Genomic DNA, 20402 nt, shown 5'->3' on the forward strand with positions numbered 1-20402 from the left:
GAGAATTTCAAATAGAAATCCCCACAGAATCCCACAATCGCAGGCTTTTCTGTGAATTGCCCCCCTCTGTTCATCACATGTTCAGAAGAATGTAATAAACTTAATATCGCAACAATCCCCTGTTGTAAGAGATTAGTGATTAAATATACAATAGAAGATAATTTATACTCGAAAGGATAGAGGACGATGAGAGCAGTCATTACGGTTACTGGAAAAGATACGGTCGGCATTCTGGCGCGGGTGAGCACCATGTGTGCGAAATACCAGGCGAATGTGATCGAAGTGAGTCAGACGGTGCTACAGGATATGTTCGCGATGATTATGATGGTCGATATTGATCAGATCAACTGCGAGCTGCATGAGCTGGTGGATATTATGCGGACGGAAGGCGAGAAGAATGGGCTCGTCATCCAGGTGATGCATGAGGATCTGTTCAACTCGATGCATCGTATTTAAAAATAAGGCATATGGCGTGAAGTTCTAACTTGCTAGAAAGGGATGTACCTGATGATAAATTCAAAAGAAGTGCTCGAGACGATTCATATGATCCAGGATCAACACCTGGACATCCGCACGATTACGATGGGGATTTCCTTGCTGGATTGCGCGGATCCGGACATTGAGAAGAGCTGTGACAAAGTATATGCCAAAATTACTCGGCTGGCCCGGGACCTGGTGAAGACCGGCGTCGATATTGAGAAGGAATACGGGATTCCGATCATCAATAAACGTATCTCGGTAACGCCTATTTCCGTCCTGGTAGCGGCAAGCGGGGGAGATCCGGTGCTCTATGCCAAGACGCTGGACCGCGCGGCGAAGACCGTCGGCGTCAACTTTATCGGCGGGTACTCCGCCTTGGTACAGAAGGGCTTTACGGCGGGGGATCGGGCGCTGATCGAGTCGATTCCACGGGCCCTGAAAGAGACGGAGCATGTCTGCTCATCCGTTAATATCGGTTCCACGAAAGCAGGCATCAACATGGATGCTGTGGCCTGGATGGGAGATATTATTCGGCAGTGTGCCGAAGAGACTGCGGATCAGAACTGCTTCGGTGCGGCCAAGCTGGTCGTGTTCTGTAATGCGGTGGATGATAACCCATTCATGGCCGGGGCTTTTCACGGCGTAGGCGAAGGCGACGTCGTGCTCAATGTCGGAGTGTCTGGCCCAGGCGTAGTACGGGCAGCCGTTGCCGGAGCTCCGGAAGATGCTGATCTGACGCAGATTGCGGAGATTATTAAGAAGACGGCCTTCAAAATAACACGGATGGGCCAACTCGTCGGCACGGTAGCGAGTGAACGCTTGGGCGTTCCGTTCGGCATCGTTGACCTGTCCCTGGCTCCGACCCCTGCGATTGGCGATTCCGTCGCCCATATTCTGGAGGAGATCGGTCTTGAATCCTGCGGCGGCTACGGGACGACAGCGGCATTGGCCATGCTGAATGATGCCGTGAAGAAAGGCGGCGTTATGGCCTCTTCGCGGGTCGGAGGACTGTCAGGCGCGTTCATCCCCGTGTCCGAGGATGCCGGGATGATCTCAGCCGTACGCGAGGGCTCGCTCGGCCTGGAGAAGCTGGAGGCGATGACAGCCGTCTGTTCGGTAGGCCTGGATATGATCGTCATCCCTGGCGATACGCCGAGTGAGGTGATCGCGGGAATCATCGCTGACGAGGCGGCGATCGGCATGGTGAACTCGAAGACGACGGCCGTGCGCGTGATCCCGGCGATCGGGAAGCGCGAGGGCGAGGAACTGGAGTTCGGCGGTTTATTCGGCACAGGCCCGGTAATGAGCGTGAATACATTCTCCCCGTCTAAATTTATCAAGCGCGGCGGACAAATTCCGGCTCCATTGCAGAGTCTGAAGAATTAGTCACCCGTTATGGAACAAGCAGGACAAGGGCGCAGCAACGACGTCTGTCCTGCTTGTTGTTTTATCCCCCTACCGACGCATCGAATCGTCCTCACCCACTATCATACGTAATACTTATGATCTTAGCAGTTGGAATCAGTATGCGCTGCTGGCGATCATCCTCGATTTCCAGCGAATCATCGGCGACCGCGAGCAGCATACCCTGCATCACAAAATCATGCAAATGGATCGTCAGATATTGCCCGATCACATGATTTAATCTACTTCGGGTGTCCTGATTTGGAAACGTAGCAAATGCCAAGGCTTGTTCCAGATGATCGATTCTAACGCTCAGAAGTGATAGAGAAGCTTCCAATATCTGAATGCGTTTGCGATCCGGTAATCGTTCCGGTATATTGAACAAAAAACGTAGAATCCCCATTGCTCTACACCTCCTTTATACGAAAATTCGAAATCCCCCTCTTATAGCAGGAGACAAAATATCATATGTTCATAATCTGGTAGAGTTCGAACAAGCGTATACGAAAAACAAATAATTGCTGAATATACTCAGATATGATTCAATCAAATTAGGAGAATTATAGATCGGTAGACTGGTATGAGTAGGCTATAGATGCTTAACGGAGCTTAACAGAGACTTATCGCCGTGTCTGGAGTATAGTACAGCAGTTCAAGAGCTTGTCTGAAGGGAGGCTTGTCAAAAATGAAACCGGCATCATCATTATCCATTCAGCCGGATGAAATTGTGCTGCCCACCCGCCTGCCGCTATCCGTGTCCACCTCGTTCGGCGTTTCCCCGTCATTTCAGCGGCTTCACTGGCATCGTGCACTGGAGATCAACTGGATTACAAAGGGTAGCGGCACCTATGTTATTAATGGGCAGGATTATCCTTTTGTCGAGGGTGACTTATTCCTGATCGATTCCCATGATTTGCATCGGGCTTACGAAGGAAATGATCTGGAGATGGTCATTGTCATGTTCGAGCCTGCCTTTCTCGGTTCGGAGTATAAATATGACCATGATATATTACTGCCGTTCCGGCAGATGGGGAATCCATTCTCCAATCATATCTCTCACGAGCATCCGGCCGCGAAGGGTTTGGGGGAATACGTGAACAGAATGTATCAGGAATACCAGGGGAAGAGACGCTCTTACGCCTCAGCGATCCGCGGCTGGCTGCTGTTGTTCCTGACCGAAATGAACCGTTCGATCCATTCTGGACACGGGCAGAGGAGTCAAGCGATGGTGAAGCATCTGGAGCAGATCCGCCATGTCGTACAGGTGATGGAGAGGAAGCTGGCCTATCCTTGGACGCTGAAGGAGCTGTCAGATGAAGCGCATCTAAGTCCATCGCGGTTCAGCGCGTTGTTCAGCCAGATCGTAGGAACTCCACCGATGAAATATCTGGTGCAGTTGCGAATTGATTATGCCGTGGAGCTACTGGAGCAGGATGATCTGAATATTCTGGAGATCGCCGAAGCTAGTGGATTCCGCAATTTATCCAACTTTAACCGTCTTTTCCTGGGACAGACCGGAACTACCCCCTCCGGGTTGAAGCGGCGTCTGCATGGTGAAGATGCGAAATAACATGATTCACTTCATGATCATATATTTAAAATCATAGAATAGTAAGATTGTATTAGAAATGAGGACTATTGCAGAAGAAATGCAGTAGTCCTTTTTAGTATGCTTAAGAGGAAGGAGAGATGCCAGATGAACTACTACTTGGGCGTTGACGCCGGTGGCAGCAAGACGCATTGCCTGCTCGTCAATGAGATGGGTGAGACCCTTGGCAGAGGGGCAAGCGGAAATGGAAACCATCAGACGAACCCACGGCATGCAGGTCATAACATTGCCTCTGCATGTAATCAGGCGTTGCGTGAAGCAGGATTAAGCGTTCATGACATTACTCATGCTTATTTTGGATTGGCGGGAGCGGACAGGGAGGCGGATTATAGAATTCTTCGTCCGATGATCGCCGAATTGAATTATCCTAATTATTCGATCGCATGCGATACGATGATTGCGATGCGCGCCGGGACGGACCGTCCGTACGGAGCGGTCATCATTAGCGGTACGGGATTCAATGCAGCGGCCAGGAACCGTGCCGGAGAGGAATTGCAATATGGCGGGTTCGGGTTTTTATTTGGTGATGGTCAGGGTTCCGGCAGGGATTTGGCGAACTTCGCCTTCCGATCGGCTGTCCGCGCCTGGGACCGTCGGGGCAAGCCGACCCTGCTGACGAATCTGGTATTGAAGGAGACTGGATTTGTCAGTGTACCTCAAATGCTGGATGCGGTTCTCGACGAAGGGTATACTCCTCCACTAGAGCTTGCCAGACTGATGTTCGAGGCGGCGGAGCAGGGCGATGAGGTAGCGACCAGCATCCTTGTTGAGCAGGGCGTCGAGCTAGGCAATGCGGCGGCAGCTCTAATCATCAGGCTGGGGATGGAGCAGGAGGAATTCAATGTCGTGCTGGGCGGGAGCATTCTCTCCAAGGTGCGCACGGATGTGATGCGTGATGCGATTAAGCGACGGCTACGGCTTACCGCGCCGAAGGCGACGATTACGCGGATTACAATGGATCCGGTAGCCGGGGCGGTGCTAAGCGCGATGGACCAGGTGGGACAGGAGATTAGCCCACAGGTGATGCAGAACTTGAGTCATGTTTATTTTTCCGATTTGAAAGGAGAGGTACAATAATGAATCAACAAAAAGGTGTCAAGATAGCGGTAATCGGTGGAGGATCGTCTTATACTCCTGAATTGGTAGAAGGACTGCTGCAAGGTTATGAGGAAATGCCGGTTTCCGAGTTGTGGCTGGTAGATATCGAGGAAGGCAAGCATAAGCTGGACATTGTGGGTAATTTGGCCAAGCGGATGGTGAAGAAGTCAGGACTGCCCATCGATGTGCATCTGACACTGGATCGGCGGGCGGCGATTAAGGATGCTGATTTCGTCTCTACACAAATTCGCGTCGGGCTGCTCGAAGCAAGGAAGCTGGATGAGCATATTCCGATTTCCTACGGCGTGATCGGTCAGGAGACCACCGGCCCAGGGGGGATGTTCAAGGCGCTGCGTACGGTTCCGGTCATTCTGGACATCTGCCGTGATATCGAGGAATTGGCGCCGAATGCCTGGATGTTGAATTTTACGAACCCGGCGGGGATGATCACTGAGGCAGTTACGAAGTATTCACGTGTGCGTTCTGTAGGGCTATGCAATTCGCCGATCAACTTCAAGAAATTCCTGGCTGAGGCCTATCAAGTGGATGAGAGCAATGTGCTGCCGGAATTCGTGGGCATCAATCACCTGCACTGGGTAACCTCCGCAATCGTCAATGGACAGGAGCGGCTGCCGGAATTGCTGGCGGGCAAGGGAGAATATTCAGCTAAGAACGTGCCGACGCTAGGCTGGGATCAGGAGTTCCTGCAATCCCTGGGTTCGGTGCCAACCTATTATCTGAAATACTACTACATGATGAATGAAATGTTCGATGAAATGAAGGAGTCGCTGGAGAAGAATGGCACCCGGGCGGATGTAGTCAGCCGTGTTGAGAAAGAGCTATTCGAACTGTATGCGGATGAGCATCTGGAGGATAAGCCGAAGCAACTGGAGCAAAGAGGCGGGGCCTTCTACTCGGAAGCCGCTGTTCACCTTATGAGATCCCTGTATACGGGACGGAATGACATCCAGACATTGAACGTTGCTAATAACGGAATATACGACTTCTTGCCGGATAATGCCAGTATCGAAATTAACTGTGTCGTCACCTCAGAGGGCCCGATTCCGCTCGTACCTCAGCATGTTCCAGAGCATGTCAAAGGACTGCTGCATGCGGTCAAGACCTATGAGAGCACAGCTATCGACGCAGCGGTGAGCGGTGACCGCGGATTAGCTCTGCAGGCGCTTGCGCATCATCCGCTAGTGCCTTCCGTCTCTGTTGCCAAGGCGCTGCTTGATGAGATGCTGGAGGCGCATCGCCGCTATCTTCCGAATTTTTTCTAAACTCTTAAATCCTTCTTAAGCTGATATACCCAAGAAGACCTTCAGGTAGATTTATACAAATACTGAAGGTCTTTTTTCGTCCCTATGTGACATGTAAGGCTTTCATGTGGCTAGGGGTTATGTTATATTTTGTGAAGATACATATTTCTATTTCAAGTAGTCTGCATCCGCACAATCATTAGTTCAACTTATACAGCTTGCGGAAGGGGGAAATGTATGATCAAGCATATTGTGTTGTTCAAACTGAAAGACTCTTCACCTAAGAGCATTCGGGTAACGGAAGAGATACTGCGTGGATTGGCAGGCAAGGTAGAGCAGCTGCGGTCGCTGGAGGTCGGAGTCGATGTTGTGAAGTCACCTCGCTCCTATGATCTCGCATTGATCGCTACCTTTGATTCATTGGAAGACTTGCAAGGCTATCAGGTACACCCGGAGCATAAGAAGGTCATCGCGCATATGAACGAAGTACGGGAGAGCCAGGTAGCCGTGGATTTTGAATTCTAAATAAAATAAATCGATAAGGCATGGAGGTTAGCGCATGTATTATGTGAACCGGGAGCAAATTGAGCGGAGATTGGACGTGATCCCTGAACTGTTGCAGGTGTTCACTCTAGCTAATACCAACCCAGGAGAGCATTTGCTGGCACGTTACGCGGAGGAGCGGGCGCTTCATCTGGCCATTGAGATTGTTACGGATGTCGGCAGCTATTTGATCGACGGATTCATCATGAGAGATGCCAGCAGCTATGAGGATATCGTTGATATTATGGTGGACGAGCAGGTCGTTGACAAGGAGCTTGGAAATTTACTGACACAATTAGTGCGTCTGCGCCGCCCACTTGTTCAGGAATACTTCGATTGGGACAGATCTGGCGGGCATGAGCTGGTTCAACAGCTGGATGAGGGGCTGACCTCATTTGCGAACAAGGTCCGCAGCTATATCGACAAAGAAGTAATTCCTTCGTGACAAGTACGCGAAAAAATAGACACTAAATTGTGACGGGCCAAGCTGCATCTGCTTATAATAACATTAATTATATAGGCATTCGCCCTGATGGCCGGAAGGCAACCGCCTTCTGTGGAAGATTTGATTTCTCCCGCATGGGCTATTAGCGGTAATGTACGATAAGGAGAGATGAGTCATGAGTCAAGAGAAAAAAGGCAACAAGGGCAATAAAGGTTGGATCTGGGGCGCTGCAATCGGTACGATCGTAGGTTCAGTAACTGCATTATTGTTTGCACCTAAGTCAGGACGCGAGCTGCGTAAGGATATTTCCGACGGTGCGCGTCAGGTGGGCGAGAAGACCCAAGAAGTGGCCGGCAAAGTATCCGAGCAAGGCGCGGTGTTGATCGACAAGGTGAAGCAGACGACAGGAGAGATGGTTGAAGATTTCCAAACATGGAGAGCATGCAAGTCTTCAGAAGAGAGCGTAGAGGCCCATGTCTCCTCCGTAGCTGAGGATGAAGATCCATTGCTGCTGGAGACGGCGGTAATCGGTGTGGCTGAGGATGCGGAGCAAGCGGCAGCGACTGAAGAGGTTGTCGAAGCTGCCAGCGAAGAAGCCCAGCCTGTTGAAGAAGAAGAGCCTGTCGGCGAGACCGTTCAAGAAGCCAAAGAGACGATTGAAGAAGTTTAATAGCCTTATTTAAGATAGGCACTAGGCTTTAAGCAGGTTTGAACGAACCTGTAAATCAGCTTAGGCAGGTCTGATAGGGAGAATCCGGCTTATAGCAGGACCATAATAGTTGATAAGAGCGAGAGGACCCGATTCAGGGTCTTTTTTCTCGTATATGGGGCTGCTGCGGCATTATCTGCATCCTTGTACCGTCCTTGAAATTACGCTAATATTTAGGTACGCTTTATGTATGACAGTCATAAAGTAACGAGTAGAGAAATAAAACTAATGAACAAAGGAAGCGGTATTTTCGTGCAGCAAGCCATCGCAATATTAGACTCAGGCGTCGGAGGGCTTACCGTCGTCAAGGAAGTCATGAGACAGCTTCCTAGAGAAAAGATCATTTATTTTGGAGACACCGCGCGTGCTCCTTATGGTCCACGTACTCCTCAAGAGGTTTGCTACTTCACAGAGCAGATTGTAGATTTTCTGATCCAATTTGATCCTAAAATGATTGTTATCGCCTGCAATACCGCCACAGCGGCGGCTCTGGAATATATCAAGAAGAAGGTGAATATTCCCGTAATTGGCGTGATTCATCCGGGAGCGCGCGCAGCGATCAGCGCTACCAAGACAGGGCAGATTGGAGTTATCGGTACGATTGGGACGATTCGCAGCGGCGCTTATATAACAGCTTTGAAGGAATTGAATCCAGGTGTGGAGATCGTCAGCAAGGCATGTCCTGCATTAGCTCCGCTGGTCGAGCAAGGTCGGTATGATACGCCGGAGGCTCTGGAAGTGGTTCGGAAATCGCTTATAGAGATCCGATATTATTCGCTCGATTGTCTCATCCTCGGATGCACCCATTATCCTTTCCTCAAGAACGAGATTCAGCGGGTGATGGGCCCGGATGTTCAATTGATCAGCTCCGCTGACGAGACGGCTCGGGAGATCAGCACGATTCTGTATCAGAAAGGCGGACTGGCGCGCGAGAGCGGGCTTCCGATACACCAGTTCTTCTGCAGTGGAGATCCGGAGATGTTCCGTAAGATCGCACTGCAATGGCTCGGTGAACAGATTGAATTGACGCCGATCGTATGGCAGGTATCCAATCCTTCATAACCACGTAAAAACCTTTGGACGGTGATGATCCGGCCAAAGGTTTTTTGCTGACTACTATTTTGGAAGCGGACACATAACCGTCAAGGCGCCCGGATCGGCAGAGACGGATAGAGGGGTTGAAGCGATCTGCTCCCCATCCCCGAGCGCAAGCCGTGCTAACGAGCTATGGACGGATATATGTCTGCCGCGCAGCATCGTCACGAAGGGAAGGCGGGTATGCTTGCCGAGCAGCAGAGTCGGAAATAGCAGCAGGAGCTGCAGCTTGGAGCAGTCGTGCACAATGCAAATATCCAGCATGCCGTCATCCGGCTTGGCTTCCGGGCAGATCGTCAGTCCTCCGCCATAGCTGATCACATTATTCACCGCAGTCAGCCAGGCTGAGGAATATTTATGAATCACGCCGTCACACTCCACCGTAAGCTCGGCCGGGCGGAAGGTAAGCAGGGTATGGAATACGCCGATGACATAGGCCAATCTTCCAAATCCGAGGGCATTGCATATCTTCTTATAACGGCTCTTATTCACGTTGTCTGCGACTTCGGCATCGAAGCCGACCGCCAGAGCGGTCAGCGTGCTGCGGTCCGTGGTAGAGATAAGGTCGGCAATTCTTGGCAGCCCTTGCAGCATCGTCTCTACAGCGGCCGGGATCTTCCGTGGAATACCGAACCCGCGGGCGGTATCATTGCCGGAACCTGCCGGGAAGACAGCCAGCGGAACTCCGGTGGCACGCAGCGCAGGCAAGAGGCTATGAATCGTTCCGTCCCCGCCTACTACACCGACCGCTTTCCAATCTACGGGTGCGGCGAGCCGTTCCTCGAGATAGGCATGGGCTCCTTGAGCACTCTCGGTAAATTGATATTCATAGGCTACCCCTTTATGATCAAGGATCTGCCGGATTTCTTGCCAGACCCGTCTGCCTCCCCCATTGCCTGATCGTTGATTAATGATAAATAAGTACATGATTGTTCCCCCATATGCAGCTTGATTCTATTAGAGGTCGTTCAGATTCAAAAAAAAATCATGAGAACACCATTTTAGTTGATTAGATTAAGTAATTTAAGTGTAACAAATTAATCTTAAAAAGGAACCATTAAATTTTAAGGAGAAGGCCTATGCAATGGATCGCGGTCATTACGATGCTGCTGGATCACATAGGAGTGGCGTTCTTTAGCGGAGAGGTGATGTGGCGAATTATCGGCCGTATCGCCTTTCCGATCTACGCCTACGCTTTGGTGCAAGGCTATCGGCATACATCGAGCTATAGCAGATATGTCTTCCGCTTAACCCTCATAGCTGTCGTGTCCCAGCTTCCCTATCAGGCTGCTCTAGGCCGCAGCGGTTTGAATGTGGTGGTGACGCTACTGGCAGCGGTACTTGCCATGAGGTTGCTTGATGGTATGCGGCCAGGAATACTCTCCGCCCTGCTGATCGGCGGATTCAGCTTGCTGGTGGATTTTTTCCCGCTCGATTATGGGGCATATGGACTACTTCTCGTGCTTATATTCAGATATGCGCAACATTATCAGCTCCTGTTCATGCATTTGCTGCTGAACCTTATTTATTTGCTGGCTTACGGCTGGGTTGTGCAAATGGCGAGTATGATACCGACACTATTCATCGTGTTTGGCCCGGCTTTGTGGCGGAGGCTTGAGCTGATCCGGATGCCGCGCTGGCTATGGAGATCCTATTATCCGCTTCATCTGCTGGTGCTGGCCGTATTTGGCTATTTACAGGGTTAGAATAAGATCATCATCGAATGGAGGCAGAGGAATGCTGACGTCGAGAATAGCTGGCCGGGATTGGAGACCGGTCGTCGGGATGTGCGACGGTTACCGTTATGCCGACTTCATCGCGCAGAGCGCTGAACTGATGCGGCGTTACCCGACACTATGCCGGAAGTGCATCGGTCACAGTGTGCTTGGTAAATCGCTGGATTGCTTTGTGATTGGAAATGGGCCTGAACAGCTGCATATGAATGGGGCTGTCCATGCGAATGAGTGGATCACCACGCCGCTCCTGCTGCGTTTTATGGAAGAGCTGCTGGAATGCTCAATTGCGCAATTATCAGAGGAGATCACTTGTCTGCTGCAGCGGGTGACCCTGTGGATAGTGCCGATGGTGAACCCCGATGGAGTAGATCTGGCCCAGGACGGGATTGGGATCGCAGAAAGGGACTGGAGAAGCTGTCTGCTGGAATGGAATGGTGGTCGGGATGACTTCACGGGCTGGAAGGCGAATATCCGCGGGGTGGATCTGAATGATCAGTTCCCGGCACACTGGGAGACCGAGCGGGAGCGTCGTCAGGTTACAGGACCGGCTTCTCAGGATTACAGCGGCGCAGAGCCGCTTAGTGAACCCGAGGCGCGGGCGCTGGCAGAGCTCACGGAGAGAGTCGACTTCAGCCGTGCGCTATCCCTTCATACTCAGGGGCGGGAGATCTATTGGAACTACCGGGATCATGAGCCGCCTCAGGCGGAGGAACTGGCTGACAGAATGGCTGCGGTGAGCGGATATCGCGCTGTGAAATTAAGCGGCAGCGATGCAGGCTACAAGGACTGGTTTATTCTGAAGTTCCGTCGCCCCGGCTTTACTGTCGAGGCAGGCGAGGGGAAGAATCCGCTTCCGCCGGAGCAATTCGCATCCATCTATGAGGATCTGGCACCCTTGCTGCTGGAGTTCATTCGGGGGTAGCTCTACCCCTGGATAGCTCGCGAGATGGATTTGCCTGTTCCCTCGATGAAGCCATAAACTGGGGATAGATGTTCAGTGAGGGTAGCGGTCGGAAGAACATGTCACCTGGCTGCTTGCATCCACCTGTATCGGCACAAACATGAGTTCAACTTGGAAAAACAGGGCATTCTACATGAAAACACATGTATAGGGGAGGATCGCTTATGAAGAGATGGTCGAAACTGTGGTCACTTCGTCATTGGTCGCATATTTTCAAGCGGGTGCCCAGGCTGCTCCAATCCCCGCAAATTCCTCTGCTGGACAAGCTGCTGCTTACCGTTCCGGCATTGCTCTATTGGGTGCTGCCCGACTTCCTGCCGTTCATACCTGTAGATGATATCGCGGTCACGATGCTGCTGATGAACTGGTTCGTAGCGCGAACCGAGCGCAAATACCCATCCGCTTAAATCTTATGCCGGGAGGGCTCTTGCATCTGTGGCAGTGTTTCTTTACAATAGGAATATTGGTCGACAATTTAATTAGTCCCATTTAAATAGAAAGTCATATACTTGCTGAACAGGAGATGTCATTCATGAAGGTCAAAATTACCCGCAACGCGGCAAAAGTGATAAAGAAAGAAATGGACAAGGAAGAGAACCAAGGGCTGGTATTGAAAGTATTCATCACCCACGCCCATGGCGATCATGCCCATTATGGCCTTGATTTGGTCAAGCCTGACGATAAGCTGACACTCGTATCGACGGATAAAGAAATCGATGTGCTTGTGGATGCAAACGAACCGCTGCTCGATGGCGTGAAGATCGATTATTTGTATTTGCCTGAAGAAGGCTTCGTGATTACGAACCCGGCCAAGGGCAATCATGGAGATCATTAAGAAAAGAAGGGATCAACACGATGGCTAATGATATTCGCATTTGCGATAAATGCAATCATATCCGTGTGAAGACATTTGTGCCGAAGCTGAAGAAGATGGCACCTGATGCCGATATCAAGATCGGCTGCAAATCCTACTGTGGTCCATGTGGCAAAAGAGCGTTCGTATACATCAACGGTCGTTATGTCAGCGGTCCTACAGAGGATGAAGTGCTGCAGAAGGCAGCTCCTTTTGTGAAAAAGCCGAAGAATGAAGAGTAACTGCAGTTATTATTGATCTAAATCGAATAGGAATAGTGAAGGGCGTTCATAGTTTGTAGTTGACATGAGCGTCCTTTTTTGTATTTTCATATAACTGCTAAAATACACTTATTCCGAGGGGGACAGTTCGAAATCGAGGAAATAGCTGCGTATGTACAACTATTTACTCCAATAGTCCTCAAAAGACAGGTCATTCATCCAAATAGTTGTAAAAAAGCAATTATATTAGCCGCGGAGAGGACGAAGGATCAATATAGTTGCATATTTGCACTTATGGGCTGGGCTGCTGCTGGTTATGTGCGTAATCCGAGTAGAGTCATAATAAAGCAGCGGTTTTGAGTATCATCAAAGCCGCTGCTTTTTGACGAAAAGCCTATTTCGCAGCTCTTAATTGCCTGATCAGATCACCTGTAATGATTTGATCAGATATCGACAGGCGCTTATTAGCCTCCTCATAAGGGATTCTACACTTCTCTACATCCGTGAGCGTCCGCGAACCGAGATCATAGCAGGAGCCGTTATCGAAGCGGCTATCCGGTGAAGGAATGTAATAGAGCTTGCCATCTGTAAAAGCGACTGACCGGAGCACGACAAAACGCTCCTGGCCGGAGAATAGATTATTGCCCATCATATAATCGCTTTCCGTCGAAATGCCGAGTAAATGCAGCAGTGACGGTGCCATATCAAGCTGACCCGCAGGCTCCTCATCTATTCCAGCATGCTGTCCATCAGGCAGATGGATCAGCAGAGGGACCTGGTTCATGATCTGGCTCATATCGAGAGCGGATAAGGATTTGCCGAGAAATTTCTCGTAGGGCTCCTTATCCTGGAGGGAGTTGTCATGATCGCCGTAGAAGACAAGGATCGTGTTATCCCAGATTCCCTGCTGCTTCATCCCTTCCACTAACTCGCCAAGAGCCGCATCTACATAGTGGACCGATTGCAGATAATCGCCGAATAAGGTGCCTTGGAATCCTTCTGTATCCAGCTCCTGTACATCGGCTGGCAGCGTATATGGATGATGGCTCGATAAGGTGATCAGGAACGAATAGAAGGGCTGCTGTTCCTTGGACATCAACTCTAGCGACTGGCGGAAGAAGGACTTGTCACCGAGTGACCAGCCGATGGCCTCATCCATTTTATAGTCCTGTTTGTTGTAGAAATGATCGTATTTCATCGCTTTATACATATTCAGACGGTTCCAGAAGCTGCTCTCATAGGCATGGAAGGCTCCGGTCTCATAGCCGTTATCCTTCAGAATACTTGGCAGGACATCATATTCATGGCCTGGGAAGCGGACGAATACCGAGCCGGTAGGCAGTGGATGCAGCGAGCTATGGGATGAGAAATCCGCATCAGAGGTTCTGCCCTGTCCGGTCTGATGATAGAAATTCGAATAATACAAGCTCTCTTTCATCAGTCGGTTGAAATTTGGTGTAATCTCCTGACCTCCGATTTCCTTGCCGATCATGAAGTTCATGAAGGCTTCCGCCTGCACCACAATAATATTGCTGTCTTTATACGCGCCGAAGGTCTCATTTTGGACTACCCGTCTGGATTTAGCCGCAGCGAACCATTGCTCAATTTCCTGACGCGCTTCAGCGCTAAGCTCAGGCTTGCCGCCCAGATGCTCCTTCGTATAACGGTAGGCATCATAGTAATGAAATCCGAGCAGGCCGGTGACATTGTACAGGGAAATATTCCACCAGCCTCCCTCGAATAGCCCGGCTGCCCAGGTCTTGGTATACTGTCTGATCGGTCCCATCGTCATCACGAAGCCAAGTATGAAGATCACCACCCCGGCAGTGAAGCGGCGAATCACCACCCGCAGCCTGCGATCCTTCCCCCGGTAGGATGAGTCAGACGAATAAGGAGAATAATGATTATGATCTCTGCGTCTACGCCGCAACCAGCGTATGCCGAGGAACAGCGCCAGGATCAGTCCGAGCAGCAGATCAGCGAATAGCCGCAGATCTGGTGCATGAATAAGGGAACGGATGCTGTCGCCGAGCTCACCGACTTGACCCGCCTGCAGCAGCACAGGAACCGTAATGAAATCGCCGAAGTAACGGTAATAGACCAGATCTGCGAAGATGATGAAGGTAAGGATGATATCGAGTATCCAGAGGGCGGGTAAGCGTCCGCGTCGCGGCAGCCAGAAGATCCAGAACGAGCTAAGCATGACCGAACCGATAGCAATAATATTATCCAGCCAATTCATATCGATATATCTGGCATGCAGATTGTCATGCAGGATGACCAGCTTATAGAAGATCAGCAATAGAAACACAATATAGGCAAAAAAGTGCGCACGATACAGCCGCAGCATCCATCCGTGCTTACTGCGTTCTTGTGTATAGTTAAGCATGTTGAGCAGCCTCCTTTCCTGTATATGAACAATGGCTGAATTCAAGATTCGATTGTCGAATAAGCTTTCAGTGTTGCTTGCTTCGGGATCAAAAGTGGACTTTTGGACTTCCTCTAAAGGGAAAACCCTTCCCCCAGAATTAATGTCTGGGAGGAAGGGGTCCAAGGTATTGCAAGTATTGGCATTCGATCCGGCCGTTGTACAGCTTGCGGCGCTTGTCCGCCTTACGGCCAAAATCATGCTCGAATTGCTTGGTCGGCGTGATCGCGAAGAAGGACCATGTCTGCAGTTCTGCGGTAACCCGTCCGAGTTGGGTGATCAGGCGGCGAATTTCCTTCTCTTCGCCGATCCGTTCCCCGTAAGGGGGATTGGTGATCATACAGCCATAGCCGCCCTGAGGCTGGATTTTTGCAGCAGGCAGCGTCTGGAAGGTAATTTCCTTCGAGAGCCCGGCGCTCTTGGCCGCAGCTTCCGCCACTTCGATCGCCTTCGGATCGATATCACTGCCGGCGATATTCAGCGGAATATCATCCTTCACCGAGTCGATCGCTTCATCCCGGGCATCCTGCCATAATTCCTTAGGAATGACCGGCCATGCCTCTGAATTGAAGGAGCGGCGCAGTCCCGGGGCGATATTCCAGCCGATCAAGGCCGCTTCAATCGGCAGAGTGCCTGATCCGCAGCAAGGATCGTAGAAGGGACGGGCCGGATTCTGATTCCAGCGGCTGAGCAGAATTAGCGCAGCTGCCATCGTCTCTTTGAGCGGAGCCTCTGTGATCAGCTTGCGGTAGCCCCGTTTATGCAGTGCTGGTCCAGTCGTATCCAGAGTAAGCAGCGCCATATCATTGAGGAGATTCACTTCGATTACATAGCGCGGTCCATTCTCCTGGAACCACTCGGTGCGATAGGATTGCTTCAGCTTTTCAACGATCGCTTTCTTCACGATGCCTTGGCAGGCAGGGACGCTGCTGAGCTGTGATTTATGGGATCTGCCTTCGACCGGAAATTCTCCATGTGCAGGAATCCAATCCTGCCAGGGCAACGCCTTCGTGCCTTCGAATAATTCATCAAAGGTGCGGACGCTGAATTCTCCCATTTTGACCAACACACGGTCTGAAGTGCGCAGCCAGAGATTACAGCGGCAGATATCGATCAAGTCTCCTTTAAAGGTAACTCGTCCGTTCTCTACCTTCGTATCGGTATAGCCCAGATCTTTTAGCTCGCGTGCCACGACGGCTTCCAGTCCCATCGGCGCAGTCGCGATCAATTCCAATTGTCTCGACATTCTTGTTTATCAACTCCGTATATACTTGTCATTCTGGTTCAACAGCGGACTGATTGAACTATTTCTTGTAGGAAATGCGCAAAAACCATACAATTTAGTATAGGGCAATGTCTATCAAGTTACAAACTATTGTTATCCTGGGATGGCGATTTATTTTAGAGGTTATTGAAAGGGGATCACCGAAGTATGATAACGCCGGAACAATATGGCGATGAATTATTTGCAAAGGATGAAATATTGGCTCGGGTAACCGAATCGATTAAGGAGCACGGGATTCAAGATGTATCGATTGCGCCCGGTTATGGAAGATTGCTGACCCTGCTGGCGAAGCTGGCAGGTGCCAAGCAGGCGCTGGAGATCGGCGCTCTAGGTGGTTATAGCGGAATATGTCTGGCCAGAGGACTCGGGGAAGAGGGGCGTCTGGTATCGCTAGAGATTAGTGAGGACAATGCCAAGCTGGCCGGAAGCAATATGGAAATGGCCGGATATGGTCAGGTCGCGGAATACATGGTTGGCCCAGCCCTGGAGAGTCTGGAAATTTTGAAGCAGCGGGGGGAGAGGTTTGATTTCTTCCTGATCGATGCGGATAAGGGAAATTATCCGGCTTATCTGGAATATGCCATTTCGCTGGCGAAGCCGGGTGCGCTCATTGCCGGAGACAACACCCTGCTCAGGGGCAGGACGCTGAATCCAGACAAGAACGGGCCCTCCGTCCTGGCTATGCGGCGATTTAACGAGAGGATCGCCGCGGATGAACGCCTGATCAGCACGATGCTGCCGGCCTATGATGGTCTGGCGCTCGCACTGGTTAAATAGAACATATCAAGCGTGGGCCCGCGGCTTATTGTACAGCTTGATTCTCACCCAGAGGGTGTTCAGCAGTAATAGAATGCCGGAAATGATGAACAAGCCTTCGATGCCGATGAAGCCGGACAGAGTTCCTCCAATTAATGCTCCGAACATATTGCCCAGGGCCAGCGTGCTGCTGTTGAAGCCGAAGGCCCGGCTCTCCATTCCGTCAGGGGTATAGAAGCGGATCAGAGCATTGACGCTCGGTAACAGTCCTCCCATGAAGATCCCCATCAAGAAGCGGACGAGAATCAACTGCCAAACACTCTGGACAAAGGCCTGGGGAATAAGCATTGATGCGGCACCGATCAGACAGATGGTCAGAATTCGGTGCGCCCCGATCTTGTCGCTGATCCGGCCGAGAATCGGTGAGGTAATCATATTGGACATGCCGGTGACCGCGCTGACGAAGCCGGCCCAGAATGAAGCGTCCACTGCCGTTCCATGCAACCTCTCGACGTAAAGGGGCAGCAGCGTCATCGGACTGATCATGGCGAACTGTAATAGAAAAGTCACTGCAAAAAGAGCGGTTAACTGCTGGGTCTTCGTCAATTCGCGCAGGCCTGCCATTACGGAAATTTGCGGCGCACTGGCCGCTTCTTCTTTATTGAAGTTCTCACGCACGAACAGCAGGCAAGCGACCGAAGCGATGAACAGCAGGCTGCCGGTAATATAGAAGATGGGACGGAAGCCTACCCAATCAGCCAAGAGTCCGCCGATCAGCGGGCCGAGAATCGTTCCGGCTACGTTGCCGGACTGGATCGTCCCCATCGCAAAGCCCATTCTTTCCTTCGGAGCCGTCCCGGAAATAAGCGAGATAGCCGCCGGATTGAAGCCGGAGATGGTGCCGTTCAGCAGCCGCAGCAACAGCAGATGCCATGGCTGAGTAGCCAGACCCATGAGGGCGATGACGATGGACATGCCGAAGCCGGAGCGAAGCAGCATGATCTTCCGTCCATATTTGTCGGCAAGCTTGCCCCAGACGGGCTGGAAGATGAAGGAGGTAGCGAAGTTAGCCGCGAATATGCTGCCGGCCCATAAGCCGATCGCATGCTCTCCGTGAACATTCAAATCCCTGGATAGATAGAGGGAGAGGAACGGAGTGATCATGGTCATTCCGGCATTAACCAGGAAAGCGCCGAGCCAGAGCACAATGAGGTTAACTTTCCAGGATTTCAATGTGCCTCACTTCCTTTCTGGCTGTATTCTAGGTGTGAAAGTAACCTTTCTAGTATACCACAATTAGCTAAATTCATCGTCAAAGCCAGTTGTCATATGATTGTCATCAGTTACATAAATGTGATAGTTGTTACATCTATCCAAAGGAGTCATAATGTATAATATAGATTTTTTGAAAATAGGAGGAGAAGTGGTTGGCATATAATGATCGGTTTATTCGCGCATGCAGACGGCAGCAGATCGATACAGTTCCCGTGTGGTACATGCGGCAAGCAGGCAGGTATGATCCGGAATATCGCAAGATCAAAGAGAAATACAGTCTGCTTGAAATTTGCCGTCAGCCGGAGCTGGCTGCTCAGGTGACCCTGATGCCGGTTCGCAAGCTCGGTGTCGATGCGGCTATTCTGTATTCGGATATTATGAATCCGGTTGCTTCCATCGGCATTGACTTCGACATCGTCAAGAATATCGGGCCGGTGATCGAGAATCCGATCCGTTCAGCGGCGGATATCGACCGCTTGACACCGATTGATGTCGAACGTGATCTATCCCATATTTTAGAAACTATAGAAATTCTGGATCGAGAGCTGGAGGTTCCGCTGATTACCTTTGCCGGGGCTCCGTTCACGATTGCCAGCTATCTGATCGAGGGACGTCCGTCCAAGAGCTACATACGCACGAAAAGTATGATGTATGGCGAACCTGAGCTATGGGATAAGCTGATGTACAAGCTTGGGGATATGGTAATCGCCTATTTAAGAGCGCATATCAAACATGGCGGCAAGGCGTTCCAACTGTTCGACAGCTGGGTAGGTGCCTTGACCCGACAGGACTTTGAACGGTATGTATGGCCGACGGTTTCCCGTATTTTTGCCGAGCTGGCTGATTTAGATGTACCGAAGATTTATTTTCCGGGTGTCAGTTCTGGGGAATTGCTGCCGGCATTGACTACGCTTCAGGCGGATGTGATCGGTCTGGATTGGCGCGTATCCATCGAGGAAGGGCGGAGGCGGATCGGCGGGAAATTTGCGGTTCAGGGTAATTTGGACCCATACGTGCTCACTGCGCCTATGCCTGTAATCAAGCAGTATGCCAAGGATATCATAGATCAGGGAGTTCAGGAGCCGGGCTTCATATTCAATTTGGGACATGGGCTGTTCCCGGAGGCATCGCTTGATAAGCTGCGGGAATTGACCGAATATGTACATGAATATTCACATCAGGTGATTACTGGGCAAGAATGAATCACAGGCTATACCAATTCATTGGATGAGGTGAACGAGATCGTGAGCACGACGAAAATTGGCGTATTGGTGATGTCTTACGGCACACCGGAAAGCATGGATCAGGTGGAGGCTTACTATACTCATATCCGGCGCGGACATCCTCCGACCCCCGAGCAGCTTCAAGAGCTGACGGAGCGCTACGAGGCGATTGTCGGGGGGGTATTCCCGCTGCGGGCGAACACCGACAAGCAGGTGGCAGCATTGCAGGAGACATTGGCTCGGATGAGCGCTGGCTCGGATCAGCAGTTTATCTGCTATCAGGGCTTGAAGCATGCGCGGCCATTCATCGAGGATGGCGTGGAGCAGATGTTTCGTGATGGCATCCATCAAGCGATTGGAATTGTGCTTGCCCCGCATTATTCGGTGATGAGCATCGGGGGGTATATCAAGCGCGCTGAGGCTAAGGCAGCTGAACTAGGGATCAAGATGAGCTTTGTGCATAGCTATCATTTGCATCCGAAGCTGATCCAGGCCTTTGCGAACCGGGTGTCAGCCAAGCTGGAGCAGTTCAAGGAGGCCGGAGCGAAGCGGGATCAGGTCAAGGTACTGTTCAGCGCCCACAGCCTGCCTGAGCGCATTCTGCAGATGGGAGACCCGTATCAGGATCAACTGCTGGAGACCGCAGGGGCGGTAGCCGCTGAAGCCGGAGTGAAGGATTGGCAATTCACGTGGCAGAGTGCGGGGAGGACTGCGGACCCATGGCTCGGGCCTGATATTCTCGACACCCTACGCACCCTAAGCCAGGAACAGGTGGAGGATATTCTCGTGGCTCCGATCGGATTCGTATCGGATCATCTCGAAGTACTGTACGATCTTGATATTGAAGCGAAGACCATCGCCAAGGAGCTGGATATGCGCCTCGAACGCATTGATTCATTGGGGAACGATCCGCTTTATATGGAGACGCTTGGCGAGTGCGTGATGAAGCTGGCGGCGGATTGGGCATAGTTGCTGCCGCATGGTGGCTTGTTCAGATAAGTGACAATGATGAACCCTTC

22 protein-coding genes are annotated in these 20402 nt (G+C 51.1%); 17 read left to right on the forward strand and 5 right to left on the reverse strand.

Going from position 1 to position 20402, the window contains the following annotated elements; all coding sequences use genetic code 11:
- Positions 1 to 186: 186 nt before the first annotated feature.
- Together BFJ94_RS02080 and BFJ94_RS02085 are read left to right on the forward strand one after the other, a co-directional pair.
- Positions 187 to 456, forward strand: a complete 270-nt coding sequence (locus BFJ94_RS02080) for an ACT domain-containing protein (RefSeq protein WP_120460752.1) — start codon at positions 187 to 189, stop codon at positions 454 to 456.
- Positions 457 to 510: 54 nt separating this feature from the next.
- Positions 511 to 1866, forward strand: coding sequence for a PFL family protein (locus BFJ94_RS02085; RefSeq protein ID WP_229716872.1), 1356 nt, complete (start codon positions 511 to 513; stop codon positions 1864 to 1866).
- A 91-nt stretch (positions 1867 to 1957) separates the two neighbouring features.
- Here the strand turns inward: BFJ94_RS02085 and BFJ94_RS02090 are convergent, their stop codons facing one another.
- On the reverse strand, positions 1958 to 2287 hold the full coding sequence (locus BFJ94_RS02090; protein WP_120460756.1) for a hypothetical protein: 330 nt from the start codon (positions 2285 to 2287) through the stop codon (positions 1958 to 1960).
- 282 nt (positions 2288 to 2569) lie between these two features.
- Here BFJ94_RS02090 and BFJ94_RS02095 point away from each other — a divergent pair, with 282 nt between their 5' ends.
- The 7 genes from BFJ94_RS02095 to racE all read left to right on the forward strand — a co-directional run bounded on the left by BFJ94_RS02095 (position 2570) and on the right by racE (position 8612).
- A complete protein-coding gene (locus BFJ94_RS02095) occupies positions 2570 to 3454 on the forward strand; it encodes an AraC family transcriptional regulator (protein ID WP_120460758.1) in 885 nt (294 codons plus the stop codon).
- 126 nt (positions 3455 to 3580) lie between these two features.
- Positions 3581 to 4570 (forward strand): N-acetylglucosamine kinase, encoded by a 990-nt coding sequence (locus BFJ94_RS02100; protein ID WP_120460760.1) that lies wholly within the window; start codon positions 3581 to 3583, stop codon positions 4568 to 4570.
- Entirely contained in the window at positions 4570 to 5874 is a 1305-nt protein-coding gene (locus BFJ94_RS02105; protein ID WP_120460762.1) for a 6-phospho-beta-glucosidase, read from the forward strand. Before BFJ94_RS02100 ends, BFJ94_RS02105 begins: the two co-directional genes overlap by 1 nt.
- 216 nt (positions 5875 to 6090) lie before the next feature.
- On the forward strand, positions 6091 to 6378 hold the full coding sequence (locus tag BFJ94_RS02110; RefSeq protein WP_120460764.1) for a Dabb family protein: 288 nt from the start codon (positions 6091 to 6093) through the stop codon (positions 6376 to 6378).
- A 34-nt stretch (positions 6379 to 6412) separates the two neighbouring features.
- Positions 6413 to 6841 carry a DUF86 domain-containing protein gene (locus tag BFJ94_RS02115; protein ID WP_120460766.1) on the forward strand — a complete coding sequence of 143 codons (429 nt, stop codon included), beginning with the start codon at positions 6413 to 6415 and terminating at the stop codon, positions 6839 to 6841.
- Between the two features lie 175 nt (positions 6842 to 7016).
- The gene (locus BFJ94_RS02120; RefSeq protein WP_120460768.1) at positions 7017 to 7511 is read left to right on the forward strand and encodes a YtxH domain-containing protein; all 495 of its coding nucleotides are present in this window, start codon (positions 7017 to 7019) and stop codon (positions 7509 to 7511) included.
- Positions 7512 to 7778: 267 nt separating this feature from the next.
- Positions 7779 to 8612, forward strand: coding sequence for a glutamate racemase (gene racE / locus BFJ94_RS02125; protein WP_276145661.1), 834 nt, complete (start codon positions 7779 to 7781; stop codon positions 8610 to 8612).
- Between the two features lie 54 nt (positions 8613 to 8666).
- Here the strand turns inward: racE and BFJ94_RS02130 are convergent, their stop codons facing one another.
- On the reverse strand, positions 8667 to 9572 hold the full coding sequence (locus BFJ94_RS02130; protein ID WP_120460770.1) for a diacylglycerol/lipid kinase family protein: 906 nt from the start codon (positions 9570 to 9572) through the stop codon (positions 8667 to 8669).
- 152 nt (positions 9573 to 9724) lie between these two features.
- Here BFJ94_RS02130 and BFJ94_RS02135 point away from each other — a divergent pair, with 152 nt between their 5' ends.
- From BFJ94_RS02135 to BFJ94_RS02155, 5 genes are all read left to right on the forward strand, one after another.
- Positions 9725 to 10351 carry a TraX family protein gene (locus BFJ94_RS02135; protein WP_120460772.1) on the forward strand — a complete coding sequence of 209 codons (627 nt, stop codon included), beginning with the start codon at positions 9725 to 9727 and terminating at the stop codon, positions 10349 to 10351.
- A 31-nt stretch (positions 10352 to 10382) separates the two neighbouring features.
- Positions 10383 to 11303 (forward strand): M14 family metallopeptidase, encoded by a 921-nt coding sequence (locus BFJ94_RS02140; RefSeq protein WP_120460774.1) that lies wholly within the window; start codon positions 10383 to 10385, stop codon positions 11301 to 11303.
- Positions 11304 to 11506: 203 nt separating this feature from the next.
- Positions 11507 to 11749, forward strand: coding sequence for a YkvA family protein (locus BFJ94_RS02145; protein ID WP_120460776.1), 243 nt, complete (start codon positions 11507 to 11509; stop codon positions 11747 to 11749).
- Positions 11750 to 11874: 125 nt separating this feature from the next.
- On the forward strand, positions 11875 to 12177 hold the full coding sequence (locus BFJ94_RS02150; protein ID WP_120460778.1) for an iron-sulfur cluster assembly accessory protein: 303 nt from the start codon (positions 11875 to 11877) through the stop codon (positions 12175 to 12177).
- Positions 12178 to 12197: 20 nt separating this feature from the next.
- Positions 12198 to 12437 (forward strand): YuzB family protein, encoded by a 240-nt coding sequence (locus BFJ94_RS02155; protein WP_120460780.1) that lies wholly within the window; start codon positions 12198 to 12200, stop codon positions 12435 to 12437.
- A 373-nt stretch (positions 12438 to 12810) separates the two neighbouring features.
- Here the strand turns inward: BFJ94_RS02155 and BFJ94_RS02165 are convergent, their stop codons facing one another.
- Together BFJ94_RS02165 and BFJ94_RS02170 are read right to left on the reverse strand one after the other, a co-directional pair.
- Positions 12811 to 14805, reverse strand: a complete 1995-nt coding sequence (locus tag BFJ94_RS02165; RefSeq protein WP_120460785.1) for an LTA synthase family protein — start codon at positions 14803 to 14805, stop codon at positions 12811 to 12813.
- Between the two features lie 139 nt (positions 14806 to 14944).
- Entirely contained in the window at positions 14945 to 16090 is a 1146-nt protein-coding gene (locus BFJ94_RS02170; RefSeq protein ID WP_120460787.1) for a THUMP domain-containing class I SAM-dependent RNA methyltransferase, read from the reverse strand.
- Positions 16091 to 16276: 186 nt separating this feature from the next.
- On the opposite strand from BFJ94_RS02170, the gene BFJ94_RS02175 reads away from it, so the two are divergent.
- On the forward strand, positions 16277 to 16906 hold the full coding sequence (locus BFJ94_RS02175) for an O-methyltransferase (RefSeq protein WP_120460788.1): 630 nt from the start codon (positions 16277 to 16279) through the stop codon (positions 16904 to 16906).
- Positions 16907 to 16912: 6 nt separating this feature from the next.
- Here the strand turns inward: BFJ94_RS02175 and BFJ94_RS02180 are convergent, their stop codons facing one another.
- Positions 16913 to 18118 (reverse strand): MFS transporter, encoded by a 1206-nt coding sequence (locus BFJ94_RS02180; RefSeq protein WP_120460790.1) that lies wholly within the window; start codon positions 18116 to 18118, stop codon positions 16913 to 16915.
- Between the two features lie 194 nt (positions 18119 to 18312).
- On the opposite strand from BFJ94_RS02180, the gene hemE reads away from it, so the two are divergent.
- Together hemE and hemH are read left to right on the forward strand one after the other, a co-directional pair.
- Positions 18313 to 19362, forward strand: a complete 1050-nt coding sequence (gene hemE / locus BFJ94_RS02185) for a uroporphyrinogen decarboxylase (RefSeq protein WP_120460792.1) — start codon at positions 18313 to 18315, stop codon at positions 19360 to 19362.
- A gap of 42 nt (positions 19363 to 19404) precedes the next feature.
- Positions 19405 to 20352 carry a ferrochelatase gene (hemH, locus tag BFJ94_RS02190; RefSeq protein WP_120460794.1) on the forward strand — a complete coding sequence of 316 codons (948 nt, stop codon included), beginning with the start codon at positions 19405 to 19407 and terminating at the stop codon, positions 20350 to 20352.
- Positions 20353 to 20402 lie beyond the last annotated feature (50 nt).

Source organism: Paenibacillus aceti (assembly GCF_003614185.1).
Lineage (GTDB): Bacteria > Bacillota > Bacilli > Paenibacillales > Paenibacillaceae > Fontibacillus > Fontibacillus aceti.

Coding starts and splice junctions, on each gene's coding strand:
- BFJ94_RS02080 (WP_120460752.1), top strand. CDS start 187: ATGAGAGCAGTCATTACGGTTACTGGAAAAGATACGGTCGGCATTCTG.
- BFJ94_RS02090 (WP_120460756.1), bottom strand. CDS start 2,287: ATGGGGATTCTACGTTTTTTGTTCAATATACCGGAACGATTACCGGAT.
- BFJ94_RS02095 (WP_120460758.1), top strand. CDS start 2,570: ATGAAACCGGCATCATCATTATCCATTCAGCCGGATGAAATTGTGCTG.
- BFJ94_RS02100 (WP_120460760.1), top strand. CDS start 3,581: ATGAACTACTACTTGGGCGTTGACGCCGGTGGCAGCAAGACGCATTGC.
- BFJ94_RS02105 (WP_120460762.1), top strand. CDS start 4,570: ATGAATCAACAAAAAGGTGTCAAGATAGCGGTAATCGGTGGAGGATCG.
- BFJ94_RS02110 (WP_120460764.1), top strand. CDS start 6,091: ATGATCAAGCATATTGTGTTGTTCAAACTGAAAGACTCTTCACCTAAG.
- BFJ94_RS02115 (WP_120460766.1), top strand. CDS start 6,413: ATGTATTATGTGAACCGGGAGCAAATTGAGCGGAGATTGGACGTGATC.
- BFJ94_RS02120 (WP_120460768.1), top strand. CDS start 7,017: ATGAGTCAAGAGAAAAAAGGCAACAAGGGCAATAAAGGTTGGATCTGG.
- racE (WP_276145661.1), top strand. CDS start 7,779: ATGAACAAAGGAAGCGGTATTTTCGTGCAGCAAGCCATCGCAATATTA.
- BFJ94_RS02130 (WP_120460770.1), bottom strand. CDS start 9,572: ATGTACTTATTTATCATTAATCAACGATCAGGCAATGGGGGAGGCAGA.
- BFJ94_RS02135 (WP_120460772.1), top strand. CDS start 9,725: ATGCAATGGATCGCGGTCATTACGATGCTGCTGGATCACATAGGAGTG.
- BFJ94_RS02140 (WP_120460774.1), top strand. CDS start 10,383: ATGCTGACGTCGAGAATAGCTGGCCGGGATTGGAGACCGGTCGTCGGG.
- BFJ94_RS02145 (WP_120460776.1), top strand. CDS start 11,507: ATGAAGAGATGGTCGAAACTGTGGTCACTTCGTCATTGGTCGCATATT.
- BFJ94_RS02150 (WP_120460778.1), top strand. CDS start 11,875: ATGAAGGTCAAAATTACCCGCAACGCGGCAAAAGTGATAAAGAAAGAA.
- BFJ94_RS02155 (WP_120460780.1), top strand. CDS start 12,198: ATGGCTAATGATATTCGCATTTGCGATAAATGCAATCATATCCGTGTG.
- BFJ94_RS02165 (WP_120460785.1), bottom strand. CDS start 14,805: ATGCTTAACTATACACAAGAACGCAGTAAGCACGGATGGATGCTGCGG.
- BFJ94_RS02170 (WP_120460787.1), bottom strand. CDS start 16,090: ATGTCGAGACAATTGGAATTGATCGCGACTGCGCCGATGGGACTGGAA.
- BFJ94_RS02175 (WP_120460788.1), top strand. CDS start 16,277: ATGATAACGCCGGAACAATATGGCGATGAATTATTTGCAAAGGATGAA.